The organism is Saccharothrix sp. HUAS TT1 (assembly GCF_040744945.1).
Taxonomy (GTDB): Bacteria; Actinomycetota; Actinomycetes; order Mycobacteriales; family Pseudonocardiaceae; genus Actinosynnema.
Map to the genome: position 1 here is coordinate 6,195,880 of NZ_CP160453.1, position 18,455 is coordinate 6,214,334.

The 18,455-nt window shown below is 74.0% G+C and carries 13 protein-coding genes; 5 read left to right on the forward strand and 8 right to left on the reverse strand.

Annotated elements, in window-relative coordinates:
• Nucleotides 1-205 precede the first annotated feature (205 nt).
• The 3 genes from AB0F89_RS27850 (at nucleotide 206) to AB0F89_RS27860 (ending at nucleotide 6,175) form a co-directional block, all read left to right on the forward strand.
• Nucleotides 206-1,432, forward strand: a complete 1,227-nt coding sequence (locus AB0F89_RS27850; RefSeq protein WP_367128575.1) for a putative glycoside hydrolase — start codon at nucleotides 206-208, stop codon at nucleotides 1,430-1,432.
• Nucleotides 1,433-1,527: 95 nt separating this feature from the next.
• Nucleotides 1,528-4,680, forward strand: a complete 3,153-nt coding sequence (locus tag AB0F89_RS27855) for a BTAD domain-containing putative transcriptional regulator (RefSeq protein ID WP_367128576.1) — start codon at nucleotides 1,528-1,530, stop codon at nucleotides 4,678-4,680.
• 28 nt (nucleotides 4,681-4,708) lie between these two features.
• Nucleotides 4,709-6,175, forward strand: a complete 1,467-nt coding sequence (locus AB0F89_RS27860; protein ID WP_367128577.1) for a bifunctional 3-(3-hydroxy-phenyl)propionate/3-hydroxycinnamic acid hydroxylase — start codon at nucleotides 4,709-4,711, stop codon at nucleotides 6,173-6,175.
• A gap of 12 nt (nucleotides 6,176-6,187) precedes the next feature.
• On the opposite strand, the gene AB0F89_RS27865 is transcribed toward AB0F89_RS27860, so the two are convergent.
• From AB0F89_RS27865 to AB0F89_RS27875, 3 genes are all read right to left on the reverse strand, one after another.
• Nucleotides 6,188-7,141 carry a hypothetical protein gene (locus AB0F89_RS27865; RefSeq protein WP_367128578.1) on the reverse strand — a complete coding sequence of 318 codons (954 nt, stop codon included), beginning with the start codon at nucleotides 7,139-7,141 and terminating at the stop codon, nucleotides 6,188-6,190.
• A 157-nt stretch (nucleotides 7,142-7,298) separates the two neighbouring features.
• A complete protein-coding gene (locus tag AB0F89_RS27870) occupies nucleotides 7,299-7,520 on the reverse strand; it encodes a hypothetical protein (protein WP_367128579.1) in 222 nt (73 codons plus the stop codon).
• Nucleotides 7,521-7,626: 106 nt separating this feature from the next.
• Complete coding sequence (locus tag AB0F89_RS27875; protein WP_367128580.1) at nucleotides 7,627-8,040, reverse strand: hypothetical protein; 414 nt, start codon at nucleotides 8,038-8,040, stop codon at nucleotides 7,627-7,629.
• A gap of 189 nt (nucleotides 8,041-8,229) precedes the next feature.
• On the opposite strand from AB0F89_RS27875, the gene AB0F89_RS27880 reads away from it, so the two are divergent.
• A complete protein-coding gene (locus AB0F89_RS27880; RefSeq protein ID WP_367128581.1) occupies nucleotides 8,230-11,301 on the forward strand; it encodes a discoidin domain-containing protein in 3,072 nt (1,023 codons plus the stop codon).
• Between the two features lie 74 nt (nucleotides 11,302-11,375).
• Here the strand turns inward: AB0F89_RS27880 and AB0F89_RS27885 are convergent, their stop codons facing one another.
• From AB0F89_RS27885 to AB0F89_RS27895, 3 genes are read right to left on the reverse strand one after another with little or no spacing between them, the layout of a single operon-like run.
• Nucleotides 11,376-12,074, reverse strand: coding sequence for a response regulator (locus AB0F89_RS27885; RefSeq protein WP_367128582.1), 699 nt, complete (start codon nucleotides 12,072-12,074; stop codon nucleotides 11,376-11,378).
• Nucleotides 12,071-13,291, reverse strand: a complete 1,221-nt coding sequence (locus tag AB0F89_RS27890) for a sensor histidine kinase (RefSeq protein ID WP_367128583.1) — start codon at nucleotides 13,289-13,291, stop codon at nucleotides 12,071-12,073. Before AB0F89_RS27890 ends, AB0F89_RS27885 begins: the two co-directional genes overlap by 4 nt.
• Nucleotides 13,291-13,845 (reverse strand): hypothetical protein, encoded by a 555-nt coding sequence (locus AB0F89_RS27895; protein ID WP_367128584.1) that lies wholly within the window; start codon nucleotides 13,843-13,845, stop codon nucleotides 13,291-13,293. Before AB0F89_RS27895 ends, AB0F89_RS27890 begins: the two co-directional genes overlap by 1 nt.
• 1,373 nt (nucleotides 13,846-15,218) lie before the next feature.
• On the opposite strand from AB0F89_RS27895, the gene AB0F89_RS27900 reads away from it, so the two are divergent.
• Entirely contained in the window at nucleotides 15,219-16,151 is a 933-nt protein-coding gene (locus AB0F89_RS27900) for a hypothetical protein (protein ID WP_367128585.1), read from the forward strand.
• Between the two features lie 151 nt (nucleotides 16,152-16,302).
• On the opposite strand, the gene AB0F89_RS27905 is transcribed toward AB0F89_RS27900, so the two are convergent.
• Entirely contained in the window at nucleotides 16,303-16,608 is a 306-nt protein-coding gene (locus tag AB0F89_RS27905) for a DUF1540 domain-containing protein (RefSeq protein WP_367128586.1), read from the reverse strand.
• 171 nt (nucleotides 16,609-16,779) lie between these two features.
• Nucleotides 16,780-18,441 carry a cellulose binding domain-containing protein gene (locus tag AB0F89_RS27910; RefSeq protein ID WP_367128587.1) on the reverse strand — a complete coding sequence of 554 codons (1,662 nt, stop codon included), beginning with the start codon at nucleotides 18,439-18,441 and terminating at the stop codon, nucleotides 16,780-16,782.
• Between the last annotated feature and the right edge of the window lie 14 nt (nucleotides 18,442-18,455).

An 18,455-nucleotide genomic window follows, 5' to 3' on the forward strand; every position in this document is an offset into this window, starting at 1 on the left:
CGCATTCCCATACCGACCGGTACGGAGCTTGCGCCACCGTTGACGAGGGCAGGCGTGCCCCCAATTCCCCCTGTGGTTCCGACATTGCGTCGTGATCGGCAGTGGGTGCCGCCTGCCGCAAAACCGGGAGTCCGGCATGCCCCTGCCCCATCGGAATGAACACGGCCGACACCACGCCACCCGACGCGGCCGAGCCCGCACACTGGTGGCCGCCGCGGTCGGCGTCGCCGTGGCGGCGGCACTGGTCGCGCCGTCCGGCGCGGCGAGCACCGGCACGGCGAGCACCGACGCGGAACCGGCGGCCGGAGGTGGCAGCGTGCGATCCTTCTGGCTGCACTTCAACGGCACCCCGGTGTCGGACGAGGTGCTGGCCACCGAGGCGCGCCGACGTTCCTACATCGTGCTCAACGCCTGGGAAGGCGAGCTGATCCCCAAGCTGAAGGCGGCGAACCCGGCCGTCCAGGTCTTCGTCTACAAGGACCTGTCGTCCACCCGCTCGTACGCCTGCCGCGACGGCGAGGACGACGCGCTGCTGCCCGCCGGCGTCGGTTACTGCCAGGCGGAGCGGGACCACTCGGAGTGGTTCCTGCTCGACCCGAACGGCCGCCGGTTCGAGTACGACGGCTATTCCGGGCACTGGCAGATGGACGTCGGCAACACCGCCTATCAGGACGCGTGGGCGGCCAACGTGATCGAGAGCAGCACCACCGCCGGATTCGACGGCGTGTGGATGGACAACGCGCTGTTCCCGTGCGACGCGTACCACGAAGGTGTCTGCCCGGCGAAGTACCCGACCGACGCGGCGTTGCAGGACGCATACCTGTCGATGTTGGCGAACACCCGGGACGAATTCGTCGCGTCCGGGTTGAAGACGGTCGCGAACCTGTCCAACGCCAGGGTGCACGGTGACGCCTGGGCGACTTACACCGAATACCTCGACGGCGGCTTCGACGAGTGGTGGCTGACGTTCGACGACCACAACATGCTGTCGGAGTACGCCGACGGGTGGAGCAAGCAGGTCGCCGAGATCGCCGCCAACGAGGCCCGCGGCAAGATCACCCTCGTGCAGCCGCACCACAGCCAGGGCCAGGACCGGCCGTACCGGTTCGCGCTGGCCAGCTACCTGATGGCGGCGGGCGACCGGTCCGCGATCGCGAGCATGGAGCACACCGACGGCTACGGCGACGCGTCACCGTGGCGCGCCGAGTACGACTGGGACCTTGGCGCGCCGTCCGGCCCCTACCGGTCGGTGGCCGCGAACGTCTTCCGGCGCGACTTCGCCTGCGGCACCGTCGTGGTCAACGCCAACCGCACCGAGAGCCGGTCGGTCACCGTGCCGCTGGACGGCAGCTACCGCGACCACGCGGGCACGGCGGTCTCCTCGGTCGCGCTGGCGGGCACCTCCGGCGCCATCTTCCGCAGGCACTGCTGACGGCGGCGCGAGAGGGCAGGCGCGCCTGGGAGCGGGTGTCGGCGCAGGCGGTGAGGATGGTCTCGGGCACCAGCCGCGGTGTTTAGGCTCCCCGGGTGCGGTTGGAGATCCTGGGGCCGATGCGGCTGGTGCGCGACGGCGGCGTGGTGGCGCTGGGCGGGCCGAGGCAGCGCGACCTGCTGGCGCTGCTGGTGCTGCGGAACAACCGGGTCGTCACGGCGGACTGGCTGGTCGAGGCCCTGTGGGACGGTCGGCCGCCCGCCGGCGCGCACACCACCCTGCGGTCCTACGTGGCGGGTCTGCGGCGTGCTCTGGAACCGTCGCGCGGCAGGCGTGCCCCTGCCGACGTGCTGCGCGGGCATACCGGCGGCTACGAGCTGAGCGTTCCGCCGGAGGCGGTCGACGCCGTCCGCTTCACCGCGCTCGCCGAGTCGGGCGCGCGGGCGCTGGACGCGGGGAATTCGGATGCGGCCGAGCGCCACTACGCCGACGCGCTGGCCCTCTGGCGGGGTGAGGTCGCCGGTGGCGAGCTGACCGCCGTCCGCCCCGACGCGGCTCGGCTGGCGGAGGCCCGGTCGGCGGCGGCCGAGGGCTTCTTCACGGCCGCGGTCGCCGCCGGGCGGCACCTGGCGGTGTTACCGGACCTGCGGCAGTTCGTGGCGGCCAACCCGGGTCGGGAGAACGCCCGCGCGCAGCTGATGCTGGCGCTCTACCGGGCGGGGCGGCAGGCCGAGGCGCTGGCCGGGTACGACGAGGGGCGGCGGGTGCTGGCCGAGGAGTTCGGCGTGCGGCCGGGCCGGCTGCTGCGCGACCTGCACCGGGCGGTCCTGGCGCACGAGGTCCCACCGGTGGCCACAGGTCGGACACCCGGCACCGGCACCGCGTCAGCCACCGGCACCACACCGACCGCAACCGCCACCACTCCAGACACGGCCGCTACCGCACCGACCACCGCCGCCACCGCGCCAGCCGCCACCGGCACCGCATCGACCGCCACCGCGCCAGCCGCCGCCAGCACCGGCACCGGCACCGCGCCGATCGCCGCCGCGCACCACCTCGTCGGCCGGGCCGCCGAGCTCGCCGCCCTCGTCGACCTGCTCACCGCGTCGAGCCGCGCCGGCGGTCGGGTGGTGGCGATCGTCGGCGAACCGGGCATCGGCAAGACCAGCCTGGCCGACGCCGTCGCCCGCCAAGCCGCCACCGAGGGCGTCCCCGTCACCTGGGGCCGCTGCCCCGACATCGGCCAGACGCCGCCGTTCTGGCTCTGGGTCCAGGTCGTCCGCGCCCTGGCGCCGCTCGCGCGCGACGCGGGCGCCGACCCGGCCCTCACGATCTTCGGCCCCGGTCAACCGACCGGCGCCGACATCGACCCCGCCGCCCGGTTCCGCGCCTACGACGCCGTCGCCACCCTCGTCCGCGAGGCAGCCGCCCCGAGCGGCCTGGTCCTGGTGCTGGACGACCTGCACGCCGCCGACGCCGACTCGCTGCTCCTGCTGCGCTACCTCGCCGCCACCGTCCACACCTCACGCGCCCTGGTCGTCGCCACCCTGCGCCCCTACGAGCACGACCCGGACCTGGTCGCCGCCCTCGCCGACCTGGCCAGGGTGCCCGGCCACCGCCAGCTGCGCCCCACCGGCCTGGACGCCGACGCGGTGGCCGACCTGGTCCGCGAGCGCACCGGCACGCGGCCACCGGCCGACGTGGCGCGCGACCTCGTCACCCGCACCGGCGGCAACCCGTTCTTCCTGACCGAACTGCTCGCCTCCCCCGACGGCGCGCCGCCGCCGAGCGTGCGCGACACCGTCCGGCTCCGGCTGCACGCCCTGGACCGCCCGACCCGCGACTGGCTCGACGTGCTGAGCGTCGCCGGCCGCGAGCTGGACGTCGACCTGCTGGGCGGCGTCACGTCGGCCGGGGTGCGGCTCACCCACCCGGTCACGCACCTGGTGACCGAGGCGGGTCCCGGCGTGGTGCGGTTCCGGCACCCGCTGTTCGCCGAGGCCGCCTACGCCGACCTGACCCCGACGCGCCGGGCCGACCTGCACGCCCGGCTGGCCGACGCGGGCGCGCACGCCCTCACCCCGGCTGAGCTGGCGCACCACTACGGCCAGGCCCGCGGCCGGGAGGACGACCACCTGCGCTGGACCCTCGAAGCCGCCGACGACGCCACCCGCCGCCTCGCCTACGAGGACGCCCTCGCCCACCTCGACCGGGCCGCCGCCCTGCTCACCGCCACCCCCGACCGCGAGCTGGCCGTGCAGCTGCACCGCACGTCGCTGCTCCAGATCACCGTGGGCGTCGGCAGCGACGCGGTGGACCGGGCCGGTTCCCGCGCCCGCGAGCTGCTGGCCCGGGTCGACCCGGGCGCCGACGTGCGGACCGCCGTGTGGACGCTCGGCGAGCTGGCCTGCAACCGGGCCGAGTTCGCCATCGCCGACGACCTCGCGGGCCGGCTGGCGCAGGACGGCGGCGTGATCGGCGTGGCCGGTCGCTACCTGCTCGGCGCGGCCGCCTACTTCACCGGCCGCCTCGCCGACGCCGAAGACCACCTCACCGCCGCTGTGGACCGGCTGGGCAGGCTCGACCCGCGCCGGCTCGCCGACCAGACCGGCCGCACGCCCACGCTGGCCGCGCACAACTTCCGCGCCCTGGTGCGTTCCCTGCGGGGTGACACCGAGGCGGCGCGCGTCGACATCGCCACCGCGCACGCGCTGGCCGAACGCTCCGACGACCCGTACGGCCGGGCCAACGCCGCGTTGTTCGCCGGGTGGGCGGCGTTGCAGGAGCACGACGCGGCGGCCGCCCTCGACGCGGGCCGCCGCTGCCGGGAGATCGGCGCGCGGCAACACATGCCGCACTTCCTGACGACCGGCGACTTCTTCACCGAGTGGGCCGCCGTGCGCGGCGGGGACGACGGCCGCCTCACCGCCCTGCGAACGGCCGCCGACGGCATCTACCGGCCCGGCCTGCGCGCGACCCGCACCATCACGCTCGCCGCCACGGCCGACGCGCACCTGGTCGTCGGCGACCGCGCCACGGCGGCGGAGCTGGCCGACCAGGGTTTGGCCGTGGCCGGGCAGGTCGGCGAGCACGTGCTGACCGCCGAGCTGCTGCGCGTGCGCGGCCTGGCCCGCGCGGACCGGTCCGACCTCGACGCGGGCGCGGACCTGGCCCGGGAGCAGGGCGCCGAGCTGTTGCTGGCCCGCTTCCCACGCTGGTTCCACAGGACTCCAACAGCCCTCCGCTGACCTGTGCGCGACACCCGGAGGAGGACCTATGGAGTTCGACGTCGTCGTGGTGGGCTGCGGCCCGGTCGGCGCGCTCACCGCGAACCTGCTCGGCGCCAGGGGCGTGCGCACCCTGGTCGTGGAGCGCAGCACGGAGCCGCACGGGCAGCCGCGCGCGTTCTCGTGCGACGACGAGGCGTTGCGGATCTACCAGCAGGCCGGTCTGCGGGACGTGGTCGCGCGCGACATGCACCAGCCCGACCGGGCCGAGTACGTCAACGCGAAGGGCCGGGTGTTCGCCACCATCGCCCTGGACGAGGTCGACTTCGGCCTGGGCGCGCGCCCGCTGCACTTCTTCGACCAGCCACGCCTGGAGGCGGCCCTGCGCGGCGGGCTCGACCGGTTCCCGCACGTCACCCTGCGCACCGGGGTCGAGCTGGTGCGGCTCGACCAGGACGGGGACGGCGTCACGGCGGTGCTGCGCGACGCCGACGGGGAGGCGGAGGTGCGCGCCCGGTACGTGCTCGGCTGCGACGGCGCCCGCAGCACCACGCGGGTGGCCGCCGGCATCAAGCTGACCGGGGCGTCCTACGCCGAGCCGTGGCTGGCGATCTCCGGTGACGTCGAGCCCGGCGGCGTGCGGGTGCCGCACACCCGGTTCGTGTGCGACTGGCGGCGTCCCGCGTTCGTCTCGCCCGGCGCGTTCGGCACCTACCGGCTGGAGTTCATGCTGCGCCCCGACGAGGACGCCGGGGAGGTGGCGCGGCCGGAGTCGATCGCCCGGCTCGTCGCGCCGTACGTCGACCCGGACCGCTTCACCGTCACGCGCGCGGTCGGCTACACGTTCCACCACCTCGTCGCCGAGCGGTGGCGCGCGGGTCGGGTGTTCCTGCTCGGCGACGCGGCGCACCAGATGCCGCCGTTCCTGGGCCAGGGCCTGTGCAGCGGGCTGCGCGACGCGGCCAACCTCACCTGGAAGCTCGCCCTGGCGCTGGCCGGGGACGAGTCCCTGCTGGACAGCTACGAGGCGGAACGCCGCCCGCACACCGAGGAGATGGCGCTGACCAGCGTGCGGCTTGGCCGGGTGTTCCTGGTGCGCCGCAGGTTCGCCGCGTTCGTGCGCGACGTGGTGCTGCGCGCGGTGCAGACCGTGCCGCGGGTGCGCGCGGCGGTGCGCCACTTCGAGTTCAAGCCGCTGCCCGCGCTGCCGGACGGGCGGGCCATGTTCCCGCAGCCGGAGGTCGTCGTCGGCGGCGAGCGGCGGCTGCTGGACGACGTGCTCGGGGCGGACTTCGCGGTCCTCGGCCCGGGGGTGGACGCGGCCACCGCGCGGGACTGGCAGGGCCCGCCCGCGCGGTTCCTCCGGGTCGTGCGCGAGGGCGATCCGCGCGCCGACGACGACCTGGTGGACGTCACCGGCACGCTCACCGCCTGGTTCGCCCGCCACCGGACCGACGTCGTCGTGCTGCGGCCGGACCGGTTCGTGCACGAACCGGTCCCCGCCGCGGCCCGGTGACCGGCCCGGCGGCTACGTGCCGGCGATGGTCACCTTCACCGAGGAGACCGCGCCGGCCTCCTGCTCCACGTCGCCGAACGGTTGCCAGGCGCCGTTCGCCACCCGGATCGCGTGGAACAGGCCGGCGCCGGTGGCCACCGCCACGTGCAACGCGTCGAGCGACGCGGCGATCGAGACGTCCCGCACCGGGTCCACCGGCTGCGGGATCTGCGTGCCGATGCCGTGGAAGGGGTCCCAGGCCCCGTTCGAGTGGCGCATCGAGTGGTACAGCAGGCCGTCGCTGCCCCGGACCACGGCGTGCAGGACCGTCCCCACCTGAGCCACGTCCACGGTGGACGGCTGCACCCCGAGGGCTGCCGGGGCGAACGGCACGTCGACCGCCGGCGACCACGCGCCGTCGGCTCCGGCCACGTGGTACGACAACGTCCCGCCGTTGGGGTTCGCCACCAGGAGGCGGAGTTCACCGCTGTGGCCCGCCGCCCCCATGACGGAACCCGACGCCTGGCCCGGCAGGGCGGGCAGGTGCGACCACGTGCCGTCGGCGTGCCGGACCATGTGCGCCGTGTCACTGCCGTACGCCCTGTGCACGAGGTGCAGCTCGCCCGACACGGCGGCCACCGCCACGTCGAAGACCGCGGGGACCGAGAGGGTGGCCGAGCCCCAGGTCCCGTCGGCGTGGCGGATGCGGTGCTTGAACGACGAGTAGTGCGGCGGGTGGTTGTTGCGGTACTCCTCGACGAGCACGTGCTCCTCGCCCGCGACGATCGCGGACACCACGTGGCTCGACAACCCGGTGGAGTTCGGCACCAGGCCGAACCCGTCCCACGTGCCGTTCGCGTGGCGGAGCGTGTGCGCCACGCCCGAAACCGTGAGCGTCGCGAGGTGCACCTCCCCCGGGACGTGCGCCGCCACCGGATCGGCCCACGCCTGCCCCGCGGTGAGCGACGCCGCGGTCACCACAGCCACCAGGAGTGTTGCGCCCGTGCTCTTACCCGACATCGTGCCCCCTCCCCCGTGGACCCGAGCGGGTCCGGGATCGGGTCTACCACCGGGCGCCCGACGCGGTCCCGGACGCGACCCGGTCGTCTCGCCGCCATTCGTGCGAGCTCGCCGACCCCGGCACTCAGGTCAGGAAGACCCAGTACAGGTCCCAGGCGCCGTCTTCCTGCTGGCAGGCGTGGTAGTCGACGCCCCACGGCACGTCCTCGGCCGCCTCCTCGCACTGCCGCTCGGTCGCGTAGGTGGCGACGTACTGCCAGTAGTCCCGGGGCGCGGCCTGAGAGGGTGCGGCGTGAGCGGGTGCGGCGGCCAGGAGCAGCAGGGTCGCCAGGACCAGTGCGCGCATCGGATCCCCTTGTCGCGGAAAACGCTTTCCACGCGGCGGTGACCCGATGACAGCACAGCCGGGATCCGCCTGGCAACGCGCGGGCACGGCTGCGACCCGACCGGCCTCAGTCGTCTTCGAGGTCCACGTCGGCCAGGTCGTCCACCCCGACCACGTCGACGTCGTTGAACACGACCACCAACCCGAGTTCGGTGAAGCCGGGCACGCGGCACTCGGCGAACCGGACCAGCCAGTCCCGGCCGGGGTGGAAGGTGAACTCCGGCTCGGCCACGGCGTCCGGGCCGTAGCCGGGGTGGTCGCGCAGGTGGTCGGCCACGGCCTCGTGCGCGGTGGCGAGCAGCCGGTCGCGGTCGGCCAGGACCGAGCCGATGAAGGCCAGGTCGAGGTCGGCGGTGGTGGCCGGTTCCTCCACCAGGACGCTGACCGACGTCCCGGCGGCGGTCGCGTTCCAGCACGCCACGCCTTCGGGGGCGTGGTGCACGGGTGTCAGCTCGCCGAAGCCGGGAATCGTGATCGTCACGCGTCGATCCTAGGCGTGGCTCCCGGACCCGACCGGAACCGGGCCTGCGCGGCGGCGAGAACCGGTCGTCCGGTCTCTTGACGTGGGCGGGGCAGGTGAAGTTCGCTCACTGGAGAGCGCTCTCCCAGCCCTGTCGACGATCGCGCCCGGCGGCCCGCCGGGCGCGGTCCACCCCTGCATGGAGCCGTCATGCCCGAAGTGCCCGCCCGGCGACGCCGCCGGGTCCTGCCCCTGCTCGCCGTCCTCGCCGCCCTGGTCGCCGGGCAGCTCGCCACGCTGTCGCCCGCGGCGGAGGCGGCGGGGGTGCTGCTGTCCCAGGGCAGGCCGACCACCGCGTCGTCCACCGAGAACGCGGGCACCGCCGCGTCGGCCGCCACCGACGGCAACACCGGCACCCGCTGGTCCAGCGCGTTCGCCGACCCGCAGTGGTTGAGCGTCGACCTGGGCGCCACCGCGGCGCTGGACCGCGTGGTGCTGAGCTGGGAGGCCGCGTTCGCGACCGCGTTCCAGCTCCAGACCTCCGCCGACGGCGTCACGTGGACCACCGTCCACACCACCGCCAACGGCACGGGCGGCACGCAGGACATCGCCGTCACCGGCTCCGGTCGGCACGTGCGGGTGCTCGGCACGGCCCGCGCCACCGGCTACGGCTACTCGCTGTGGGAGTTCCAGGTCTACGGCACCACCGGCGGCGGTCCCCCCACGGGCACGCCGATCTCCCAGTACAAGCAGGTCGCGGCGTCCACCTGGGAGGGCGGCAACGCGCCCGCGGCGGCGCTGGACGGCCGCGCGAACACCCGCTGGTCCAGCCAGTTCGCCGACAACCAGTGGCTGCGGGTCGACTTCGGCGGCGTCGCGACGGTCAACCAGGTCGTGCTGAACTGGGAGGGCGCGTTCGCCCGGGGCTACCGGCTGGAGCTGTCGAACGACGCGGTGAACTGGACCGCGATCCACTCGACCACCACCGGCCCCGGCGGCGTCGAACGGCTGAACGTCGGCGGCACGGGCCGCTACCTGCGGCTGTTCGCCACCACGCGGGCCACCGGCTACGGCGTCTCGCTGTGGGAGTTCCAGGTCTTCGGGGCCGTCGACACCTCCGCGAGCACCCCGCCGCTGCTGTCGCCGCCGACGAAGGCGCCGGCGGTCACCGGCCGGTTCGCCCTGTCCGCGCCCGCCGACAACGCGATGGTCACCAGCACCCGGCGGCCGGCGTTCTCGTGGGCCGCCGTGCCCGGCGCGGTGCGCTACCAGGTGTGGCTGAACATCAGCCGCACCGACTACGACTTCGCCGCGTCCGGCAACCTGATCGACCTCTACACCAAGGTCGCCGAGCCGACCGGGACCGGCTACACGCCCACGTGGGACATCTCCGACCGGTGGACGTACCGCTGGTTCGTGGTGGCGGTGGACGGGTCCGGCGGGACCAGCGCGTCGAACATCCGCACGTTCAGCCTGTACGTGCCGACGTTGACCACCGTGGCCGACGGCGTGCGGATCGTGAACGGCAGCCGCGACCTCAACAAGAACGGCACGGTCGAGCCGTACGAGGACTGGCGGCAGCCGGTGGAGACGCGGGTGAACGACCTGCTCGGTCGGATGACGATCGAGGAGAAGGCGTACCAGATGTTCTACAACGCCCAGGTGTTCCCGCGCTCGGGCTGGCACTTCGGGCCGGCCGAGGCGCAGGACCTGCACACCGCGCTGCTCGGGTCGAGCGGGACCCGCCTCGGCATCCCGTTCGTGTCGGCGGGCGACACCATCGCCGGGTACAAGACGACGTACCCGTTGCAGAGCGCGTTGGCGGCGGCCCGGAACTACCCGCTGGACTACAAGCTCGGCGACATGCAGCGGCGCGAGCAGCTGGAGGTCGGCACGCGCGGTGTGCTCGGACCGCTGGCCGAGGTGGGCACGAAGGTGCTGTACCCGCGCATCCAGGAGGGCAACGGCGAGAGCTCCGAGGTGGCGTCGGCGCAGGTGCGGGCGCTGGTCGCCGGGTTGCAGGGCGGGCCGGAGCTGAACCCGGCGTCGGTGCTGGCGACGGTGAAGCACTGGCCGGGCGAGGGCGCGGGCGGCGAAGCGCTGATCGTGTTCGACTCGGTGACGATCAAGTACCACGTGGCGCCGTTCCGGGCCGCGATGGAGGCGGGCGCGGTCAACATCATGCCGGGCTACGCGGGCAGCTCGCTGCTCGACCCGGGCGGGCCGGGCGCGGGCGACAGCGCGAAGATCCTGGCGTACCTGCGGCAGAACCTCGGCTACACCGGGCTGATCACGACCGACTGGCTGCCGTCCGGGTCGTGGGTCGGCGCGGCGAACGCCGGTTCCGACGTGATGGGCGGCGCGGACCCGGGCGCGCCCGGGTTCACCATCGGCGGGTTCACCTCGGCGGTGCCCGCGGCCCGGATCGACGACGCGGTGCGCCGGGTGCTGCGGCTGAAGTTCAAGCTCGGCATCTTCGAGAACCCGTACGGCGACCCGGTGAACGGGCCGTACCGGTTCCACAAGCCCGAGTACGCGGCGCTGGCCAACCAGGCGTCGCGCGAGGCGATGACGTTGCTGAAGAACACCAACGGGGTGCTGCCGGTGCGGCTCAACCGAGGCGACAACATCGTGGTGGCCGGGCCGCGGGCCGACGACACAGCCGCGTGCTGCATCTGGACCAGCTACTTCCACCAGGAGTACGGGTCGCAGACCATGCTGGAGGCTATCCGCACGCGTGCCGCGCAGGCCGGGGTGAACGTGCACAAGGACACCGGGCCGTCGCCGAAGCTCGCGATCGTCGCGGTCGGCGAGACCTCGTACACGCACGCGACGAGCTGGCCGAAGGAGCAGCCGTACCTGCCGCCGGACCAGCTGGCGCTGATCCGGGACTTCCAGCGGCAGGGCATCCCGGTGGTGGTGGCGCTGGTCCTGCCGCGGCCGTACGTCATCACGGAGTGGCACGACCTGGCGAGCGCGATCGTGGTGACCTACCGCGGCGGCGAGGAGATGGGTCCGGCGCTGGCGTCGTTGCTGTTCGGCGACTACACGCCGACCGGCAAGCTGCCCTGGCAGCTGCCGCGGGCGCTGTCCGACGTGCTGCGGCCCGGCGGCACCGACACCCCGGCGGACGCCACCGAGCACTGGGACCTGCCGTTCGACCTGGGCGCCACCCCGGCCGAACGCGCCGACATCCGGGCCCGGATCGACGCGGGCCAACCCGTCCCGCCCACCTACGGCACCCCGCTCTACCCGTTCGGCGCCGGCCGGACCACCTGGTAACCCGGGAGTCCAACGCTCAGAGCGGCTTCGGCCGCTCTGAGCGTTCGGCTTCGCGGGCACGGCGCACACCACCGCTAGGCGCGGGCGGTCGGAGGGGGCGGGTGGCTGCCGGGCGCGACCAGACCGCTGTGGTAGGCGGCGGCGATGGCTTGGGCGCGGTCGCGCAGTCCCAGTTTCATCAAGATCCGACCCAGGTGCGTCTTCACGGTCGCCTCACCCACCACGAGGTGCACGGCGATCTCCGGGTTGGACAGCCCGTGCGCCACCAGCACCAGCACCTCGCGCTCCCGCGCCGTCAGCTCACCCAGTTCCGCCGACGTGGGCATCTGGTGGCTGGGGCGGGCGGCGAACTCGCGGATCAGTCCTTTGGCGACGGTCGGGTCCAGCCACGCCTCGCCGGACGCCACCGCGCGCACCGCGTCGACCAGCTCGCGCGGCACGGCGTCCTTCAGCAGGAACCCGGACGCGCCGGCCCGCAGCGCCGCGTACACGGCCTCGTCCACGTGGTACGTCGTCAAGATGATGATCTTGGTGGCGTGGTCCTCGCCCTCCGGGTCGGCGGCGATGATCCGCCTGGTCGCCTCCACCCCGTCCACGCCGGGCATCCGCACGTCCATCAGCACGACGTCGGGGTGCAGCTCACCGGCCCGCGCCACGGCGCCGGCGCCCTCGTCCGCCTCGGCCACCACCTCGATGTCCGGTTCGGCGTCGAGCAGCATCGCCAGCCCGGCCCGCACCAGCGGCTGGTCGTCCACCAGCATCACCCGGATCACCGGTGCTCCCGCACGCTGTCACCGGCCACGGGACCGGCGACGGGCAGCACGGCCGTCACCCGGAACCCGCCCGCCGCCACCGGTTCGGCCTCCAACCGCCCGCCGACGATCGCCAACCGCTCCCGCAACCCGGGCAGGCCGTGGTCGGTGGACAACGCCCGCTCCGGCCGCCGCCCGCGCCCGTCGTCGGTCACCTCGACGGTCAGCTCCCCCTCCGCCCACCGCAGCCGCACGTCCACCCCCGCGCCCGGCCCGACGTGCTTGGTCACGTTGGTCAGCGCCTCCTGCACCACCCGGTACGCGGCCAGGTCGACGCTCGCCGCCAACCGCCGCGGCTCCCCCTCCACCCGCGTGTGGACCCGCACCCCGGCCGCCGTGATCGTGCCGACGAGGTGGTCCACGTCGGCGAGGCCGGGCTGCGGCCGACCCGTCACGCCGTCCTCCGGCCCCGCCTCGTCGTAGCTCAGCCGCAACGCGGTCAGCATCCGGCGCAGCTCGCCCATCGCCTGCTCGCCGGCCTCCTCGATGTGGCCGAGGGCGCGCCCGACCCGCGCCGGGTCGCTGTCGAGCACCCGCCGCGCGCCGGCGGCCTGGAGCACCATCACCGTCACCGAGTGCGCCACGATGTCGTGCAGCTCGCGGGCGATGCGGGCGCGCTCGCCGATCACCGCCTCCTGCGCCTCGATCCGGCGGCGGAACTCCAGGTCCTGGGCGTGCTGCCGACTCAGCCGGACCCACCGGCCAGCGGCCCACACGCACCCGTACAGCAGGAGGTAGAACGAGAGCGTGGCGTAGGTGGCGACCAGCCGCGCCTCGGGCGGCCGGGACGCCGCCTCCCGCAGCCCGGCCAGCACGGCGAGCACGACGCAGGCGGACAGCGCGCCCGCCGACGTCCTCGGCCGGCTGTGCAACGCGACGGTGAACAGGGCGACGCCCGGGGTGGCGGTCGGCTGGAACTCCAGCTCGCTCGTCGGCGTGACCACCACCGCCCACACCCACACGAACCCGAACGTCACCACCGGGTGGTGCCGCCGGACCAGCAACGCCGAGCTGCCGACCAGGACCACGGCGGCGAACACCCACAGGCCCGCGGCGGAGGGGTGGCGACTGCTCACCGCCGAGAACAGGAAGACGTCGACCACGGCGGCCGACGCCGCCAGGGCGACATCGACCGCCGTGGCGCGGGACAACCGCCGTGGCCGTCCCTCGTGGACCATCAACCCGCCCCCTTCTTGCACGTCGGCAGGACGTCGCACGGGTCGCCGGGCACCGGGCCGTCGTCCGGGCGCCGGAACACCAGCTTGCGCTGCTCGGCCTCCACGGCGGGCACCTGGCGCAGCAGTTCCGGCGTGACGGCGTCGCGCGAGCCGGCCGGGATCACGCCCAGCGACTCCAGCGCGGCCCACAGGTCGCCGGGGTACCGCTCAAGCGCCTCCTGGAGCTGTCGCCCGGTGAACTCGCCGACGTCCGGCTGGTGGCGCGAGTCGTTCGCCATCCTGATCGACGCGAACTGCTCGCCGCCGCCGGGCACCGGGCAGAACACCACCCGCTCGGCGGCCAGCCGCTCGACCCGGCCGGCCTCGCCGAGCGGCAGCGGCAGGACGAGGAGGTCGATGCCCTCGGTCGCCTCACCGAGGTCGTCCGGCGCGGACGGCACCAGCACGCCGCCCGGCTCGACCAGCAACCCGGTGGCCAGGTGGCCCTCCCACGGCTTCTCCTCGAAACCGTGCGCCTGGACCGACACCACGAGACGCACACCCGAACCCGACACGATCCCTCCCCGTTCTCCCCCGCGACCCGCGCGTTCGCTTTCCCGCGCTTGGCGAACAATGGGATCACGTCTTGTCGGGGATATCGTCCCCCCTGCGTCCTATCTTGACCGTCCCACTCCCGTCTTACCTCGATCGGGCGACGCAGCGGGGTAAAGCGGACCCGGGAAATCAGACCGGGGTCCGATGAAAGGTGGGCACCGATTCGGAACCATTGCCGTTGAAACCGATCAACGAGCACCGGATCAACGGAGGCCCAGGTGTCCGCGGAAGTCGTTCTACTCAGCTGCGCGGGGGGCGCTGCCCGAATGGGACCCGGCCACCTGGGAATCGCCGCCCACCACCCGACGGCAGGCGCAGTCGGCGGCCCGCTGCAGTCGATGGCTGCCGCCGGGTGGTGGGCGGGCACGTTCCGGCACCGGCCGAGCCGCCTGGTCGCGCTGCCGGTGGTGCCGAGGTCGCGACGACGCGATCGGATCTGGCCAGGTCGCGCGGTCGGGGCGAGGCCGAAGCCGAGGCTTCCGCCGGGCCGGGCCAGGCCAGGGCGAGCCGGAGTTGGACTGGGCAGAGCCGGGCCGGGCCGGAGTTGGACTGGGACCGGGCTGGAGTTGGGTCGGGACCGGGCTGGAGTTGGGGAGGGCAAGGCTGGAGACACGGCTTCGGCCAGGACCAGAAACCGGAGCTGGGGCCGGGCTGGGCTGGGTCAGACCGGGCAGGCCGAGCTGGGGCTGGGCTTGGAGCCGGGGCCGGGTTGGGCCGGCTCGTGGTCGAAGCGAGACTGGGGAGCTGGGCGGGGGCTGGGGCCGAGCCAAGCAAGCCAGGCCAAGCCGGGCCGGGCAGGGCCAGGCAGGGCCAGGCCAGGCAGGGCCGGGTCAGGCAGGGCCGGGTCAGGCAGGGCCGGGTCAGGCAGGGCCGGGTCAGGCAGGGCCGGGTCAGGCAGGGCCGGGTCAGGCAGGGCCGGGTCAGGCAGGGCCGGGCGGGGTCGAGCCGGGCAGGGCCGAGCAGGGCCGGGCAGGGCAGGGCAGGGCCAGGCGAGATTGGGCCGAGCCAGGCTGGGGCCTGGGCCGAGCCGGGTTGCGCTGGGGCTGGGCGGGATTGGGCCAGGGCCGGGGCTGGGGGGCTGGGCTGAGCTGGCCGGGGTCGAGGTCAGAGGTCGGGGTTGCGGTTGTGGTTGTCAGAGCCGACAGCGGTGCTGGCAGTGGTAACCGACAGCGGTGTCGGCCGGGGGTGGCGGGCGGCGGTGTTCGCGGGGGTGGCGGATTTTCTGGCTGCCGCGTCTGGGCGAATCCGGTTCGCGCGGCGTCCGGCTGGGCTGAGTGCAGGCGCTCGCCGTGGTCGCGGCGTGGCGTGCTGGTTCGACATCAGGGGGAAGACCATGCGCAACAACGTGATCGTGAGACCGCCGTGCGCGTTCCAATCGGCAGACGACTTCGCCGAACTCGCCAGTGACTCCGTGCTGGGCGCGGTGCGGTACTCGACCACACCGGGTCCGCCCCGGTGGGAGGGCGGGCGGCCGGTGCTGCCGCTGCACGTGGTCCGGCCGGGTGGTCGGGAGGTGGTGGAGGTCTGGTCCACCGAAGGCCGCCCGGTGCGCGCCGGGCAGCACGAGGGGTTGCTCTACGCGCACGACGGCGAGCTGCTGTTCGGCGCCGGGTGGATCGGTCCGTCGGTCCACTGCGGCGAAGCCGCGCGGCGGGCGTACGCGGCGGCGTTCGAGCTGGTCGAGAGACTGGGCTACCGGACCGTATTCCGGGTGTGGAACGCGGTCGACGGGATCGCCGAGGTGCACGCCGACTTCCACGAGGGGCGCGGGCGGGCGCTCGCGGAGGCCGGTCGGGCCATGCCCACGTCCACCGACGTCGGTGTGCTGAGCGGTGGGGTCGCGTTCTACTTCCTGGCGCACCGGGCGCACGTGGCCGTGCGGTTGGAGAACCCGTTGGGGGCGTCCGCGCAGGCCACCCTGCTGGTGCCCGAGACGGGGCGCGGAGCGCTGTACGTGTCCGGCGGGGTGAGCGGGCTCGACCGCGTCGCTGCCGGTCGTGGCGACGTGGGCCGCCAGTTGCAGGTGGCGCTGGCCGACATCGCCGCCCTGATCGGCGCGGACAACCTCGTGCGGCACGGGGTCGGTGGTGGTTGGGCGCTTGACGACCTGCGCTCGGTCAAGGTCTGCGTGAGCAGGCCCGAGGACGTGCCGGTGGTGACGCGGCTGTGCCGCGAGGAGTTCTCCCGGCGCGCGGAGGTCGTGGTGTTCACCGCCGACCTGCGGCACCCGGACCTGCTGGTCGAGGTCGAGGGGATGGCGCCGTGAACCGCGCGTTCGCCGACGCCGGGCCGCTGCTGTCGGCGCTGGAACCCCCGTCCCGGCGCGCCGCCGGTCGGTCAGCTCTGAGGGGTGTTGACCGGCCGGCGGCAGCCTGCCGGGTCCGGTGTCCGGCTACGTGGCGCGAGGTCGGGCGGGGTTAGTCCGTGCCCCGCTCGTAGGTCAGGCAGTTGGCGGCGTGGTCGCCCTGGCCCGGACCGACGCGCACGCCGGACGCGGTGCACTCCAGCTCCTTGTTGTGGACGCAGTCGGTGCGCGAGCACGCGCCCACCTGCGCCACCACCTTCGGCAGGCCCCCCTTGCGAGCGAGGGGGATGAACGTTCCGCAGTCGGCAGCGCCGTTGACTCCGCTCACGGTGATCGCGAAAGCGTGACAACCATCGTGGTTGTAGGAACACCCGGTGACGGTGCACTCGTGCACGGCCGGCATTTCCGTGGTGGTCATGACCGCTCCTCTCGGCAGCAGTTCTGGGAGTTCAGACGTTGCCACCGACCACCGGGCGCCGCAACACGAAATCATTGAGGCGAGCCTAACCTAAAGTCCGGAAAAAGATCCGGAAATCAATTCACGAAGATCACCGAGCACACCTCGACTGGAGCCGACCGCGTCACGACGTCACGGCGTGACCGGGATGTTGGTCAGCCCGTTCACCGCCCGCGTCACGGTGTTGGACGCGTGCACGACGTTCGGCCGGTCCGCGCACTTCGACGTGGACGTGATCCGGATCGCGTACTGGCCCACCCCGCCCAGGTCCGACCGGTTGTCCCGCCACACGTTGCCGCACCCGTTCAGGAACGACGGCGTGGTGGCCGGGTTGTGCGTCTCGTAACCGTTGGCGAACGTGCCCGGCGCGGTGAGAACACCGGTGTTGCCCTCGATCAGGTAACCGACGCCCTTCACGTCCACCCACGAGTCCGCCGAGTTCTGCCCGGAAATCCCGGCGCCGTCGAACGAGTTGCCCCGGATCACGCCGTCGAACGTGCCTTCCTTGACGTCCACGTGCTCCGCCGCGACGCCGGGCCCGATCCGGTTGCCCAGCACCTGCACCCGGTCGCTGCGGTCGACGCCGCCGGAATTGCCGTGGCACGCCCAGTTCGAGTTCGCCGACCCGATGTACACCGCCTCGCCGTACCCCGGCTGCACCAGCCCGGTGTGGCTGATCTCCGAGTCGCGCAGCACGCTGTCCGCCGACGAGCGCCGGAAGTGCACGGCCTCCTCGTCCACGTGGTGCACCCGCACGCCGTCGACCACGGTGTGGTGCGAGTCGTCCGCGACGATCCCCTTCTTCGACTCGCGCACGGTGAACCCGACCAGGTTCCAGTGCGGCGCGCCGTGCAGCCACAGCCCGTAACCGGAGTCCCAGCCCGGCGTCGGCGCCGGGCAGCTCGGCCCGGACCCCGACGGGCCGTCGTTGACCAGCACCGCGTCCGCCGGACCGGTGAGCGTGATCGGCGCGGCGGCGGAGCCGGGCCGGGTGATCACGAACGACCCCCGGTACACGCCCGGTGCCATCCGGATGGTCCGGCCGGGCACGGCGGCGGCCAGCGCCGCCTGCAGCTGGGCCGTCGTGGACACGTCCACAGCAGACCCGCCGCCCGAGCCCGCGCCGGTCGTCGCCGTCACCTCGGCACTGGCGGCGGAGGCGTTGCCCGCCGCGTCACGCGCCCGCACGGTGAACGCGTACGCCGTGCTCGGCAGCAGGCCGCCGACGGTCGCGGAGGTCGACGTCGCCGTGGCGACCACCGTCGTGCCGCGCAGGACCTGGTAGTCGGTGACGCCGACGTCGTCCGAGGACGCGGTCCACGCCAGCGACACCGAGCCCGCCGTCACCCCCGTCACCCGCACTCCCGCCGGGGCGGTGGGCGCGGACGTGTCGGGCTCAGGGCCGCCGCCCTCGCACGGGGCGCCGTCGACCGCGCAGCCGGTCGGCAGGCCGAGCCCGGAGGCGGTGAACCCGAAGCTCACCGTGCCGCCGGGGCGGATCCGGCCGTTGAAGCCCGCGTTGGCGAACCGGTGGCGCCGACCGTCGCGGGTGAGCACCGAACTCCACGAGTTGGCCACCGCCGTGCCCGCCGGCAGGTCGAACTCGACCACCCAGCCGGTGCTCTCCACGTCACCGGTGTTGGTCAGCGCGAACTGCCCGCCGTAACCGGTGCTCCACACCGACCCCTGGCTGAACACGGCGGTCAACCGAGCCGCGTCGGCCTCGGCCGGACCCACGAGCACCGCGAGCAGGCAGGCCGCCACGACGCCCACCGCCGACAGGCGTTTCCCCATGAAGGTGATCTCCT